This is a genomic window from Duganella aceris (assembly GCF_011090165.1).
Taxonomy (GTDB): Bacteria; Pseudomonadota; Gammaproteobacteria; order Burkholderiales; family Burkholderiaceae_D; genus Rugamonas; species Rugamonas aceris.
In genome coordinates this window covers 162,047-175,942 of sequence record NZ_JAADJT010000005.1, presented here as the reverse complement: position 1 = coordinate 175,942, position 13,896 = coordinate 162,047, and the positions used below count along the sequence as shown (strand labels likewise).

The 13,896-nt window shown below is 57.4% G+C and carries 13 protein-coding genes and 1 pseudogene; 6 read left to right on the top strand and 8 right to left on the bottom strand.

The window, feature by feature from the left end; genetic code table 11:
• Window positions 1-12: 12 nt before the first annotated feature.
• Window positions 13-855: an NmrA family NAD(P)-binding protein gene (locus tag GW587_RS12570; protein WP_166103135.1), complete on the bottom strand. Its 843-nt coding sequence runs from the start codon at window positions 853-855 to the stop codon at window positions 13-15.
• A 123-nt stretch (window positions 856-978) separates the two neighbouring features.
• Between GW587_RS12570 and GW587_RS12565 the strand changes: the two genes are divergently transcribed.
• Window positions 979-1,905 carry an AraC family transcriptional regulator gene (locus GW587_RS12565; protein WP_166103132.1) on the top strand — a complete coding sequence of 309 codons (927 nt, stop codon included), beginning with the start codon at window positions 979-981 and terminating at the stop codon, window positions 1,903-1,905.
• A gap of 119 nt (window positions 1,906-2,024) precedes the next feature.
• Window positions 2,025-2,954 (top strand): hypothetical protein, encoded by a 930-nt coding sequence (locus GW587_RS12560; protein ID WP_166103130.1) that lies wholly within the window; start codon window positions 2,025-2,027, stop codon window positions 2,952-2,954.
• Window positions 2,955-3,037: 83 nt separating this feature from the next.
• Here the strand turns inward: GW587_RS12560 and GW587_RS12555 are convergent, their stop codons facing one another.
• The 4 genes from GW587_RS12555 to GW587_RS12540 all read right to left on the bottom strand — a co-directional run bounded on the left by GW587_RS12555 (window position 3,038) and on the right by GW587_RS12540 (window position 7,457).
• Window positions 3,038-4,027, bottom strand: coding sequence for a zinc-dependent alcohol dehydrogenase family protein (locus GW587_RS12555; protein ID WP_166103127.1), 990 nt, complete (start codon window positions 4,025-4,027; stop codon window positions 3,038-3,040).
• 70 nt (window positions 4,028-4,097) lie between these two features.
• Window positions 4,098-5,429, bottom strand: coding sequence for an LLM class flavin-dependent oxidoreductase (locus GW587_RS12550; protein ID WP_166103124.1), 1,332 nt, complete (start codon window positions 5,427-5,429; stop codon window positions 4,098-4,100).
• A gap of 170 nt (window positions 5,430-5,599) precedes the next feature.
• Complete coding sequence (locus tag GW587_RS12545; protein ID WP_229259421.1) at window positions 5,600-6,544, bottom strand: alpha/beta fold hydrolase; 945 nt, start codon at window positions 6,542-6,544, stop codon at window positions 5,600-5,602.
• Window positions 6,545-6,605: 61 nt separating this feature from the next.
• Window positions 6,606-7,457, bottom strand: a complete 852-nt coding sequence (locus GW587_RS12540) for an alpha/beta fold hydrolase (RefSeq protein WP_166103121.1) — start codon at window positions 7,455-7,457, stop codon at window positions 6,606-6,608.
• 282 nt (window positions 7,458-7,739) lie between these two features.
• Here GW587_RS12540 and GW587_RS12535 point away from each other — a divergent pair, with 282 nt between their 5' ends.
• From GW587_RS12535 to GW587_RS12525, 3 genes are all read left to right on the top strand, one after another.
• Window positions 7,740-9,086 (top strand): MFS transporter, encoded by a 1,347-nt coding sequence (locus GW587_RS12535; RefSeq protein WP_207393467.1) that lies wholly within the window; start codon window positions 7,740-7,742, stop codon window positions 9,084-9,086.
• A 123-nt stretch (window positions 9,087-9,209) separates the two neighbouring features.
• Window positions 9,210-9,821, top strand: coding sequence for a TetR/AcrR family transcriptional regulator (locus GW587_RS12530; protein ID WP_207393466.1), 612 nt, complete (start codon window positions 9,210-9,212; stop codon window positions 9,819-9,821).
• Between the two features lie 31 nt (window positions 9,822-9,852).
• Window positions 9,853-10,482, top strand: coding sequence for a TetR/AcrR family transcriptional regulator (locus tag GW587_RS12525; protein ID WP_207393465.1), 630 nt, complete (start codon window positions 9,853-9,855; stop codon window positions 10,480-10,482).
• Window positions 10,483-10,531: 49 nt separating this feature from the next.
• Here the strand turns inward: GW587_RS12525 and GW587_RS12520 are convergent, their stop codons facing one another.
• The 3 genes and pseudogenes from GW587_RS12520 to egtB form a co-directional block, all read right to left on the bottom strand.
• Window positions 10,532-10,918, bottom strand: a complete 387-nt coding sequence (locus GW587_RS12520) for a DUF427 domain-containing protein (RefSeq protein WP_166103113.1) — start codon at window positions 10,916-10,918, stop codon at window positions 10,532-10,534.
• A 1-nt stretch (window position 10,919) separates the two neighbouring features.
• A complete protein-coding gene (gene egtD, locus GW587_RS31840; RefSeq protein WP_371875590.1) occupies window positions 10,920-11,870 on the bottom strand; it encodes an L-histidine N(alpha)-methyltransferase in 951 nt (316 codons plus the stop codon).
• A 12-nt stretch (window positions 11,871-11,882) separates the two neighbouring features.
• Window positions 11,883-13,079, bottom strand: a pseudogene (egtB, locus tag GW587_RS31835) (ergothioneine biosynthesis protein EgtB); the annotation flags it as partial.
• Between the two features lie 169 nt (window positions 13,080-13,248).
• Here egtB and GW587_RS12510 point away from each other — a divergent pair.
• Entirely contained in the window at window positions 13,249-13,830 is a 582-nt protein-coding gene (locus GW587_RS12510; RefSeq protein ID WP_166103107.1) for a TetR/AcrR family transcriptional regulator, read from the top strand.
• The last annotated feature ends 66 nt before the right edge of the window (window positions 13,831-13,896 follow it).

The window sequence follows — 13,896 nt, the reverse complement described above, 5'->3', positions numbered from 1 at the left end:
CGCGCCGCCCGCTCAGCCCAGGCCTAAAAACGTCCTCAAGCTGATTGGTTCGCGCCCGGTGACTTTGCTGAAACCGTCGGTAATCGCCGCCGTCGCATGGTGTCGAAAGGCACGGTATAGCGTCTTGCCGTAATCCGCGCTTTCATCGGGCAATCCGCGTTCGGCATAGGCCTGTGCCAATTGCTCTTCGCTGATCGGTGTGTAAGAAATTTTCCGGCCCTCTTTTTCACTGAGCAAGGCCGCCACTTCAAAATGATCCAACGCTTCGGGACCGGTCACAATGTATTCCCCACTCAATTCCTGGTGCAGTACTTCGGCGACGAAAAGTGCCGCGTCGGCGCCAGCAATAAGCGCGGACTTGCCATGGCCGGTGGCCAGTCGCAATTCGCCTTGCCTGACCATGGGGCCATAGAAGCCCGTGGTGTAGTTGTCCATGAAGAAGCCGGCACGAACGATGGCAAATGGCAATCCGCTGCCGGCGACTTTCCGCTCGATCTTTCTTATCGGCAGTGCTGCAAGCGTCTCGCCCGTCATGCCGGACAAATAATTACCAGAGAGATACACAATGCGCGCTAGGCCATGCTCGGCAGCCGCTTCGATCAACGGAACCAGTTTCTCGTATACGAGGCCGTCGAGCGGAGGGCCGATCAAGACCAGATAGTCGATGCCCTTGAACAGCGCAGGAAAATCGTTGACGCCGTCAGCGTCGTAGGCTCTGATTTCGACGCCCGTAGGCAGCGATAGCTGAGCGGGATTTCGCGAGGTCGCCACCACGTTATAGCCTTTGTTCAACAAGGCATGTACGCAATTTCTACCCGCGTTACCACTTGCGGCCGTGACCAAAACAGTATTCATAATTACTTTCCTTTCTTTAACCGGTAATACTTCGAAGACTGTACATACTCTATACCTCGCCCCCAAATAAGCCATAGCGGATCGGTTTCAAAACATAACCATTCGGTCAAATACGGAAAACATATGAATACAGTTAATCAATGGCTTAAAACCGTCCGTTCAGAAGACGCGATTTTTGCTCGCACTAGAATATCGGGCGGGTGGGGATTCGAGATGGAACGTCAAGATGCGATAACATTTCATTTTGTCGCCGAGGGGCACGCATATGTACAAGTCGAGACGCAGCCACCGATCATGCTGCACCCCTATGATTTAGTAATGTTTCCTCGCGGCGAGCCGCATAGAGTCATGCATTGCGAGGACGGAGCCACGATTCCATTGCGACAATTCATCGCCTCCGGCAATGATCTCTTTGGCACGCTGAGCGGCGATACTACGATCGTCTGCGGAACGGTAAGGGCGGCACGGATTGCAAAAATAGCGAGCCAAACATTGCCGCAAATGTTGATCCTGCGCGGCGGCCCTGAGCGTCAAGCACGCGCTATCCTGGAAACCCTGCGCCTGCTGGGCGATGAGATTGAAAGCGATGCGGGCGGCGACGAGATTGTGCTAAATAACCTGCTGTCCAATCTCTTCGTTTACGTACTGCGAACACAAGCTCCAGACGCTGCAAGGCTGAACGACGGTCGGCAGTCCCCAGCTGCAAGGAAGCAGATCCTACGCGCCGTTGAATGCATCCACAGCGATCCCGCCACGCCGTGGGACGTCGATGGTCTATCCGGAGTGGCGGGACTGTCGCGCACCCGCTTTATCAGGGAATTTCGCCAGTTGACCGGAAAATCGCCCCACCAATATCTACTGCATCGGCGCATGGAATTAGGAGCGCAGTTACTGGAGAACACGACGCTGCGCCTGGCCGAGATCGCCGTGCGGGTGGGCTACCGCTCCGAGTTCTCATTCAGCCGCGCCTTTAAGAAACTCTGCAAAGTATCACCGTCTCACCTCCGGGCGGGGCGCAATTTATTATTGCGGAACGATTTGTCGCAATAGAACGGACATAAGTGGCGGCTGCGGTGCTTATGCACGCGATTAAAATGGAAGTATAAAAATATTACCCATGTGCCAGTTGAGGTCATCCTTCCCCTAGCCTATTTTTATGAAAAAATAATATGAAACTTGCGAAAAAAATTCTTCAATCGGCATTTATCTGCGCCAGCATTCTTCCTTTGGCCCACGCTGAAATAAATTATGTACCACTGGAATTCCGGCAAGTCTCCGGCCTGAGGCCTTTTGTCTACGCCGAGATGAATCACCACCGTTTTCAACTGATGGTACACGCCCAGGCGGGCTTCTATGCGATGACTACCCACGCCAATGCCGCGCTGATCGGATTGAAAAATCTCGAGAACAAGGAGCAGTACGGTATCGTGGCACCGGGCAAGGTCAGCACCTTGGGGCGCTCCACCGAAAATCTGGCGCTGCTGGAGGTTGGCAAGGATTCAGTGACGAACGTGAAGCTTCTTGTCTTTGAAGTGCCGCAAACAGAAGGAGAGATGCATGGAATGCTGGGAATTCGATGGCTGCGCGATCGCAAGGTAATCATCGATTATGATGCCGGCCGCCTCGCTATTCCCAGCTCCCCGGCGGACACCGCCGCCGAGGACCAACGCTTGGTCGCTCGTGGATACGTTGGACACAAAATGCAATGGGACGGCGAGCGAGGCGGGTTTGTGATCACTGGAACCGTCAATGGCGTCCCCGCCCAGTTCGTGGTCAACTCGGTAGCCCAGAGCCAGCTGGATACGGAGTTCGCCGAACGCGCCAAGATCCAGGCTGGCCCCCAAATCTCCGAGTATGGAGGCCCCAAGGGTGCTGTAGGCAAAGTGTTTTTGAGTAAAAAACAAGTGCCAACCACTGTCGATGGTCAAGCCACGAACCCGTTCCAGCCCGAGATCTTTGACGCATACGCTTATGAAGGCTTGGCCAGGCCGCCGGCCGGCAGCCTGTCGCGCAATGCGACGATCGGGGCAGAGTTCATGCTGGCCAACCAGGCGATTATCGACTTCGGTAGCGAAATGCTGTTCCTTCCTACCCGCTGAGCGGTGATCATTCGCGCGCGGCGGGCAGTGTAGCCACCGCGCGCGAAACAGCCGGCGCGCGTGCGCCGGCTGCGCTGCCTGAATCACACCTCGACAATGATTTTACCGAAGTGCTGATTTTTCTCCAGATAGCGATGCGATTCGACCACATCGCCAAACTGGAACGTCTTGGCGATAATCGGCTTGAGTTTGCCGCTCTCGATGCCGGCAAAGATATAGTCCGCCGCGGCTTTTTGACGCACCGGGTTGGTCGTGATGCCGAACAGGTTGAAACCGCGAATCACCGGCTGTTTCAGAATGATGCTCAGCAGCGGCAGCGGGGTGGGTTCCTCGCTCAGCGCGCCGTAGACGAATAACGTCGCGCCTGGCGCCATTGCATCGATCAAGGTCGGGAAGTACGAACCGCCGACTGGCTCAAAGACCAGATCCGCGCCCTTTCCGCCCGTGATGCGCTGTACCTCGGCCACCAGGTCCTGCTCCTCGGTCGCGATCACGTACTGCGCTCCAGCGACGAGCAATTGTTCGCGCTTGGCGGAAGTACGCGTCAGCGCAATGGATACGCCGCCGGCCAGGTTGGTGACCTGGATAGCACCGAGGCCAACCGCGCTCGACGCTGCGGGAATCAAAACGGTCTGGCCTGCGGAGAGCGCCTTGCTTTCGACCAGCGCGCCGTATGGCGTCACAAACATATTCCATATTGCGGTCGCTTGGTTGAACGAGAGCGACGCGGGGAATTTGACCACCGCGTGGGCCGGCGCATTCACCAATTCACCGTACAGGCCGTAGTCGTTTTGCGAGAACGCGGGCATGGTGCTGACTTGGTCGCCGACGGTGATCCCCGTGACATCGGCGCCCACCGCCGCGACCACGCCGGATACCTCATAACCGAGACGCGCAGGAAGATTTACTTTCTCCACGTAGATGCCGGTGCGCCACATCGATTCCGCGCGGTTCAGTCCGATCGCCTTGACGGTGATCTGCACCTCGTGCGCGGCCGGCGCCGGAACCACGATGTCACTGATCGTCAAGACTTCAGGACCGCCATACTGAGTAAAACCAACAATTTTAGACATGCTATTTTCCAATCAAATAAGAATTCATAAAAAAAAAGAACAGGCGCTCGCGCGCTGTTAATCTTCAACACTAAGCGGCGAAAAACTGATTGGGTGGCCGTGGCAACCCCAGATTTTCACGCAGCGTTGTCCCCTCGTATTCGGTACGGAACAAGCCGCGCCGCTGGAGTTCCGGCACCACGAGATCAACGAAGTCATCCATTCCACCGGGGAGATAGGGGAACATCACATTGAAGCCGTCGGCGCCCTCCTCCATTAGCCATCGCTCCATCTCGTCGGCGATGCTTTGCGGCGTGCCAATCAATTCCAATAGACCGTAACTGCCTCCGACGCATTGCGCCAGCTGGCGCACAGTCATATTTCTTTCTCTCGCCATATCGACCAGCGCCTGGCGCGATCCCTTTCCGTCGTTGGTTTCCGGGATCGCAGGCAAAGGTCCATCCAGGTCAAATAGCGAAGCGTCCGTGCCTAGCCGTACGGACAGTGACGCAATGCCCGAAGCCGGATCGACCAATGCGTCCAACTGCTCCTTCTTGCGTCGCGCTTCTTCGACAGTGGCGCCGACAACGACAAAGGCCGCCGGCAAGACTTTGAGGTGATCGCGTTGACGGCCAAGCAGCACCATGCGACCTTTCACGTCGGCGTAATAAGCCTTGGCGTCACGCAAATTATTGGCGTTGGTGAACACGACTTCCGCCGTCTCGGCGGCGATCTGTCGCCCCGCATCAGACGCGCCAGCCTGGACGATCACCGGCCACCCCTGAATCGGACGGGCGATATTGAGTGGCCCGCGCACCGAGAAATGTGGCCCTTTGTGACTCAACACGTGCAGCTTCTCCGGGTCGAAATAGACTCCGCTTTCCACGTCTCGGACGAAGGCATCGTCGGCCCAGCTATCCCAAAGCCCAGTCACGACGTCGAAAAACTCACGCGCCCGCGCGTAACGACGACCATGTTCGACGTGTTGCTCCAAACTGAAATTAAACGCCTCGTGCGGATTGGCCGAAGTGACCAGGTTCCAACCAGCGCGACCGCCGCTAATGTGGTCCAGCGCCGCGAACTTGCGGGCCACATGGTAGGGCTCGTTATAGGTGGTCGACGCCGTCGCGATCAGTCCCAGCTTGCTGGTGACGGCGGCGAGCGCCGGCAGCAAGGTCAACGGGTCGAACGAGGTCACGGTGGCGCTGCGCTTGAGCGCCTCGATTGGCATGTTCAACACAGCCAGATGATCGGCCATGAACAGCGCATCGAAACGGCCGCGCTCAAGCGTCAACGCGGCTTGGCGATAATGCGCGAAGTTGAAATTCGCGTCGGGCCAAGCGCCAGGAAAACGCCAGCCACCGCCGTGAATCGAGGTCGGCCGCATGAACGCTCCCAAACGAAGTCGTCGATCCGTGCTCATGCTTCCCCCCGTGGCGCGGCCAAGGCCGCCATTCGGGGCGAAAAACGCAGCACCACAAGTCCGGTTAAAATTTCACGCATCAAATTCCCCTTGGATTAAACTTCCGGCGCCCGCCGAAGAAGGGCGCCGGCCGCGACACGGCAAACGACCGGTCGCGCCACAACCGATGCTTACTTGCTGGCCAGGAATTGCGTTACGTGTTTGACGAACTGTTCCGGGTACTGGTACTGCGAACCATGGTTGGCATCCGGATACAGGATCAGGGTGGCGTTCGGCAGATACTGCTGCAGATAGTAGGAGTTGATCGTTGGGACGATGATGTCGTTGCTACCGTTCACCACCAGCACAGGCTGCTTGATCTCCTTCAAGTAGGCGAACCGCTCGCCGACCGGTTGACCCCATTCGCCGATGGCGGCCATCTGGTTGGTCGCGACGCTGGCGTTGGGCTGCGTGTCGCGGTCTTGCTTGCGGGCGCGGTAGCGCTCAAGGAACTCCCGGCCCTTGGCTTGGCTGGCGGCCGACTGGGTGAAGAACACGTCAAGCCAGAGCTCATCCGCCACGGCGCGTTTCTTACCAAACACGGCTTGGGCCTCCGCCGACATGCCCTGCATGCCGTCGCCGTTACGTGGCGCGATACCCACCAAGATCACACGGCGCACCATCTCGGGACGCGCTTGCGCGACCAGCTGAGCGATGCCGCCACCCATCGAGAAGCCCAGGATGTCGATTTTCTTCAGGCCCAGCGCATCGATGAACGCGATGCCGTCCTTGGCCATCGCGCCGTAAGTGGTCGGCACTTCGCCCTCGCTGCTGGCGACGCCGCGATTGTTAAAGATGATCACCTCGCGGTCCTTGGCGAGGTTATCGACGACGGCCGGATCCCAGTTGTCCAGGTTGCCCGAGAAGTGCTGGAAAAACACCAGCGGCAGCGCGGCGCCGACCTTGCCGAAGCGACGGTACGCGAACTTCGTGCCGTCGACGTTGACGAACTGGGTATGGACGTCGACCGCGTGGCAGCTCTCGCAGGTTTTGGAGGCGGCGGCGTCCGAAGGGGTGGCGGCTTGGGTGGTGATCACACTGGCCATCAGCATGCATGCGGCATAGAACGATTTCATTTTTTTCCGATCAAATATCATGATAAAAACAGGCGGAGGATGTTCCGCCCTGTCCTTGGACTTAGTCAGCCAGGAATTGGGTGACGTGCTTGACGAACTGCTCCGGATATTGGTATTGCGAGCCATGATTGGCGTCGGGATACAAAATCAGCGTGGCGTTCGGCAAGTGTTGCTGCAGGTGGTAGGAATTAATGGTCGGAACGATGATGTCGTTGCTGCCGTTTACCACCAGCACAGGCTGTTTGATTTCCTTGAGGTAAGCAAAACGTTCACCCAGCGGCTGGCCCCACTCGCCGATGGCGGCCATCTGGTTCGGCATCACCGTGTCGTTGATCGGCACGTCGCGGTCAATTTTGCGCGCGCGATAGCGTTCGAGAAATTCGCGGCCCTTGGCCTGGCTCGCCGCCGACTGGGTGAAGAACACATCAAGCCAAAGCTCGTCGGCCACTTCGCGCTGTTTCGAGAACACCGCCTGCGCTTCCGGCGTCATGGATTGCATGCCGTCGCCATCACGCGGCGCGATGCCGACCAACACCACTCGGCGCACCAGATCGCCACGTTCCTGCGCCACCAACTGAGCGATACCGCCACCCATCGAGAATCCCAGGATGTCGACCTGTTTCAGGCCCAGCGCTTCAATGAAAGCGATGCCGTCTTTGGCCATCGCGCCATACGTAGTCGGGACATCGCCCTCGCTGCTGGCGACGCCGCGATTGTTGAAGATAATGACTTCACGATCCTTGGACAGGTTGTCGACGACGGCAGGATCCCAATTATCCAGATTGCCGGTGAAGTGCTGGAAAAAGACCAACGGCAGCGCCGCGCCGGCCTTGCCGAAACGGCGGTACGCGAACTTGGTGCCTGCGACATTCACAAATTGGGTAGGCGCATTTGCCTGAGTATGACTGTTCATAATTTTCCTCAATCAAGTTGATATTTAGGGGACTCCAGCGCCGCTGGAAACTTTCGCGGCGCCATCGGATGAGTAAATTATGTACGACCATATTATTTCGGTCAAGTAAAATATGGTTGTCCGTATTATTTCTTGAAGTTCAACTTTGAAAGCTATTGCGCCGTGTCTTCCCAGGCGGCGCGGCCGTCCAAGGGCGTCGCGGGGTAATTTCGCGTCGTTCAAAACATAGCGCGCGGTGATTGAGGATTTTTTTTCGCAAGTGTTCGGACTCCGCGAGGAGTCATGAGTGGCGCGGAAACCGCGATAATTTCAGTAACACGATTGCTGTTTGCAATAAACATGACTGTATCAGGAAAAGAAATGTTGTTAAATAACATGCAAACTCATCATATCAGCCACCCAATCAGCACCGGCGACAGGAGTAAGTTGCCCTCTTCACGCCCGCCGGCGGCCATGTGGGCCTCGGCAGCCTTAGTTGCTGCGGTATTTATGCTATCCAATTCGGCAACGCCGCTGTATGAGCATTGGCAACGCGAATTCGGCTTTTCCCCGGGAACGTTGACGCTGATTTTCTCCATGTATATCGTGGGACTCATCGGCAGCTTACTGTTCGCTGGGCAGATTTCCGATCGTTACGGACGCCGCCCTGTGTTGATTCCCGGATTGCTGATCGGTGCAATGGGTAGTTTATTGTTCGCCAACGCCGCTTCAGTCTTGACTCTGTGCGTGGCGCGCATGGCGAGCGGCGTTGCCGTCGGAGTCATTGTTTCGGCGGGCATGGCCGCCGTGGCCGACCTGGGCGGCGTGCAACACCGGCGGCGTGCGGCGCTGGCAGCCTCGGTCTCGATGGTGCTCGGCGCCGGCCTTGGCCCCCTATTCGCCGGAACCGTTGCCCACCTGTGCCGCGATCCGGCCTGGCTGGTCTTTACGATTGAATTTGTCATTCTATTATTGGCGCTGCTGCTGGCCTGCCTTCTGCCATTGCCACGGGTTCATTCCGCGCACGGCACCGGTGCACGTCTATGGGTGCCGACGATACCCCGGGTAAACCGCGCCCATCTGGCTTGCGGCATGGCCGTATTCGGCCCAGGGATCAGCGCCACCGCGTTCATGCTGGCGCTTGGCCCGACGTTACTGACAGAGTTGACTGGCGCGCATAATCCTTTGCTGGCCGGAGGCATAACTTGCCTGATGTTTTTCAGCGCCGCCTGCGTGCAGTTTTTTGTACGCGGACTGTCGCCACAAAGGATCCTCACCCTTGGCGCGATTAGCGTATTGTTGGCGATGTCGGCGTTATTGTTTTCCATCCAGATGTCCATGATGCCGGCGATGATCGCATCCGCGCTATTGGCCGGCGCTGGACAGGGACTTGGCCAGCTCGGCGGCTTCACTTTAATCAGCCTTCACGTCGCGCAGGCTCGTCGCGCTGAAGCGAACGCCCTGCTAAACATTGGCGCCTTTGGCTTGGCGGGTGTGTCGACAATCACCGCCGGATACTGGATCAATATTTATGGTCTATCCGTGGCGGTCACTTTGTTCTCGCTGGTGATGGCATGCCTTGGCGTCGCCGGGGCCTATCTGATCCCGAAGCTACTGGATCTTCCGCGTCCACAAGTTCGATCAACATAAATACGTCCATACATATTTATTTAAGCCATGATACTATGTTCGTACATACCAAATCCAGCCGTCCAATGCGTCGCGCGAAATTCCTTCATCAGTCATACCTCATCGTTGAATACAGAGCCACAAATGTCCAGATCGTCAAACCGTGAAAAAATTTTGGTCGAAGGTATGCGCGTCGTGCTTCAGCATGGCTTGGGCGGGGCAAGCGTGCGAGACATTGTGCAGGCGGCCGGTGTTCCCCAAGGCTCGTTCACCAATCATTTCGTGTCGAAAGAAGCATTTGGCCGGGAGTTGCTTGACATCTACTTCGAGAATATCCGCTCGGTGATTGACGACACACTACGCAACAACGCCGTGCGCCCTCTCACTGGGCTGCGTAATTTCATCAGCGCCAACCAGATGCGCTTGGAACGTGATGGCATGCAAAATGGTTGCTTGTCGGGAAACTTCAGCGCGGAGGCCATCGATCAAAGCGAAGGAATCAGGTTGCAGCTCATCGTCATTTTCAATGAGATCCGTAATTCGGTCGCGTATTGTCTTCGGCGCGCCGTCCGCGAAGGTGCAGTGCCTGTCGACATAGCCTGCGATGACTTGGCCGGCGCCGTTGTCGGGGGGCTGCAGGGCGCCATTCTCTTATCAAAGGTGCAGCGCAACGCGTCGGCGATCGAACAATTTGAATACGTGCTTTTCTCATTGGTACTCCAGCGCCCCGATTTGCTAACGAAGTCGCCCACTTGACAAAAACTATGTATGGATGTATTGTTTTCCCATGGCTAAACCAACAAATCGGGATAAGATCCTCAGTGAGGGACTGAAGGTTGTGCAACAGTACGGCTTCGGTGGCGCGAGTGTGCGCGACATCATACGGGCCGCCAATGTGCCCCAAGGGTCGTTTTCGAATCACTTCGAGTCGAAGGAAGCCTTTGGTGTAGAGATCCTGGATCTCTATTTTGCCGGTACGCGCGCAGTCCTGGACGACACGCTTTGTAATGACAATCTTCCCCCCCTAGCTCGACTGCATGCGTATCTGGATGCGAACAAGAACCGCCTGGACCGGGATGGCATGGAGAACGGCTGCCTGCTGGGCAACCTCGGTGGCGAGGCCGTCGACCATAGCGAATCCATCCGCCTCAGGTTGGCGGACATCTTTGCGGAGGTACGTCAGGCCTTGGTATATTGTCTAAACGAAGCCATCAGGCTCGGCGACGTGCCGGGATCTATGAATAGCGAGGATGTCGCGGAATTTATTGTTGGCGGCCTACAGGGCGCTATCCTCATGGGCAAGGTTCAGCGCAGCCCCGTCCCCGTTGAACGGTTCGAGCAGATTCTTTTCTCAATGATTCTGGGCCAGCCCACTTCTTTGACGTCGTTCGACGCCACCCACACCGCTGCGGCGTAGTAGTCCGATGCTGCCAAGTTGACAGGAACGCTGAGCGTTCCCGTTCTGCTTATCCCGATATTTTTGTCTCGGTAATCGAGTCCACGCGATCCGGATAGAAGGCGACGTGATCCTTTATCTCCGCCACGGCGGGATATGGCGACTCATAGGTCCACACCGCATTGAGCGCACGTTCGCCAGCGGCGGGAATGCTGTAATACGAACACTCACCCTTGTATGGGCAGTAGCTGGCATGGGCCGAAGACTCAAGCTGCGTCAAGTCCACGTCCTTGCGCGGAATGTACTGCACCGCCGGATACGCCGCCTCGCGCAAAGTCAACGCATTGATACTGTCGGCAATGATACGTCCGCCGGCGATTACCACCACCCGCGCCGTATTACGTTCAATCTCGATCGGGTGATCTGGACTTGGAATTTTGATGGTCTTGGTTTCCATTTTAGCTTTCTTCAGGTTGGATTGGTTTAAGGCAAAATACCGCGAATTCGGGAGCGCCGCTGAGCCACTGTCGCTCCAAACGCCAGCCTGCGGAATTGGCAAGCGCCTCGAATGATTCACGAGTGAATTTATGTGAGTTTTCGGTATGCAGCGATTCCCCGGCCTTGAAGGTGAACGGCAGCCCCGCCGCATTCACGATCTGACCAACTCGGCTCACCAGATGCATCTCCATCCGGTTGAACGCCGGATTCCACCGCGCGACGTGGTCAAAGGCGTCCAAATCGAAATCGCCGCCCAACTCACGGTTTATCCGCGCTAACAAGTTTTTGTTGAATTGTGCCGTCACCCCTTGCGCATCGTCGTAGGCGGCGACCAGGATGGCCTCGTCCTTCACGACGTCTGCGCCGATGATCAACATGCAGTCGGAACCCAACAGATGGTACGCGGATCTCAGGAACTCGACGGCCTGCTCCGGTAAAAAATTCCCGATAGTCGAGCCCGGGAAAAAACCGATCTTCGGCAACTGCGCCACTGCCGTCGGCAGCGACAACTCGGCGGTGAAATCCCCGGCGAGCGGCGCCAGAAGCAGGTGCGGATAATCGGCCGTCAGGCGCTCTACGGCCTTCGCCAACGCATCGGCGCTGATATCGATCGGCACATATGCGGCGATCTGTGGCGCGGCATCGAGCAGCAGGCGGGTCTTGTCGCTCGCGCCGCTGCCAAACTCGACCAGAACGCCGCCGTCCGGAATGCCGGCGGCGATCTCCGCCGCTATCGAGCGCAGCAGCGAGGTTTCGGTCCGCGTTGGATAGTATTCCGGGGTAACGCAGATCGCCTCGAACAAATCGGATCCAACGGCGTCATAGAAATATTTTGGCGAGATCGATTTCGGTCGGGCGGACAGCGCGGCGATAACATCGGCGGCAAACTCGCGATTGTCGGCGACCTCCACCGCATCGCTTCGCAGGTCGCGCGCCAGCCGGACGCTGGAGAACATCCAGCGCTGCTGAGGTCTATAGAAATTCCGATAGGTCGGCCGCACATGCTCCGCCGGAGTGACGCTGGCGCCACCGCGCAGCACCATCTGGCTACTCATGAATTTCCCATTGTATTCGCCGACGGCGCCGGGGCTGGCTCGGAATCCGGGATAGGCGGAGTACGCGCTTTGCGTCCACTGCCAACCAACGTCATCTTGCTGCTCCAGCACGCCGGCGATGGCGGCGACCTCCCATTCGGCTTCGGTAGGGAGCCTGGCGCCCGCCCACTCGGCATAGGCTGCCGCCTCGAAATAGCTGACGTGCATCACCGGTGCGTCCAGCTCGATGGGCTGCCGCCCCGCCAAGGTCATTTGCAGCCAGGTAGTGCCCCGCCGCTCCCAATAAAAAGGGGCCTCCCAACGCTGGGCCTGCACTTCGGCCCAGCCGTCGGCCAGCCACAAACCCGGACGCGTATAACCGCCGTCCCGAATGAAAGCCAGCCATTCGCCGTTGGTGACGAGACGGTCACTGATCTCAAAGCCTTGCAACCAGACAGGATGCCGTGGCGCCTCGTTATCAAAAACGAATCCGTCACCATTCGCGCCCTGCTCCCGCAGTCCCGGCGCCAACGTCCTGAAGCGGCCTTGCCGCCCCGGCGACGGGCGTGGCCAGCGCACGTCATAGGCCGGCCTCAGCGGCGACTGGCTGAACAGATGAAGCACATCCATCAACATCAGCTCCTGATGCTGCTCTTCATGGGCGAAACCCAATGTGACCAGCGCGCGCAATTCACTGCTTGGCATCATCCGCAACAGTGCCCGCATGTGAGTGTCGACATGCTCGCGATATTCAAAGACTTCATCTGCCGAGGGCCGGGTGATCAGACCGCGCTGCGGACGTGGCTGCCGCGGTCCCAACGCCTCATAGTATGAATTGAACAGAAACGCGTATTGCGGGTCGAATTCCACATAGCCCGGAGCATGATTAAGCAACAAAAACGTCTCGAAGAACCACGTCGTATGCGCCAGATGCCATTTGGCTGGACTGGCGTCCGGCATCGATTGCACCACCAATTCTTCTGCGCTGAGCAATCGCGCAAGCGCTTCGGAGCGAGAGCGAATCCGCGAGTATCGCCTCTGCAGATCTTCATCGGAATTGAAATCGGAATCGAGTGGTTGGGATATGCGTCGAGCGCTTACCAAGGGATTATTCATGATGGATTTATTTTTAATATGTACGAACAGAATTTGACGTGACGAACTCAAGAAGCCTATCGCTAAGTTTGATTGACAGCAAAAATACGGACGTACATAATAGCATACAATGAACAACACTTAGGCGCAACGCCAGCCCATGAAAAACCTCCCTACGCGCGACCGACTCCTGACCGAAGGACTGCGACTTATACACGAGCAGGGCTTCGGCAACACGACCATTTTTCACATCGTAAAGGCCGCAGGCGTATCCGCTGATGCCTTTGACGAACACTTCGCATGCAAGGAGGATTTCGCGTTGCAAGTTTTGGATGTCTATTTCGCCAACGGCCGCGCAACCGTTGATGCGACGCTGCGCAACGATGACCTCCCGCCGCTGGACCGGTTGCGCCAATACCTGGCGCTCAACTTGGCCCATCTGGATCGGGACGGCATGCGCAACGGCTGCCTCTACGGCAACTTCGCGGCGGAAGGTAGCGACTACAGCGATCTCATCCGTCATCGGATCACGGAAATTTTCGAATACGTCGCGCAGTCGATCAGCTACTGCTTGCGCGCGGCGGCGCAGACGGGAAAATTGCGCCCACGCCTTGAATACGACGAAGTCGCCAACTTCGCGGTCGCGTCGCTGCAGGGAGCAATTCTGCTGGCGAAGGCGCAGCGAAGTCCCGTCCCCGTGCTGCAATTTGAACGCTCGTTGTTTTCTTTGATATTGGCTTAGATCAACAGCACTCCCCAGGAGCCTCAAACCCGGCCGCCTCCGCCGCTACCCAACGTCTCCTCTGAC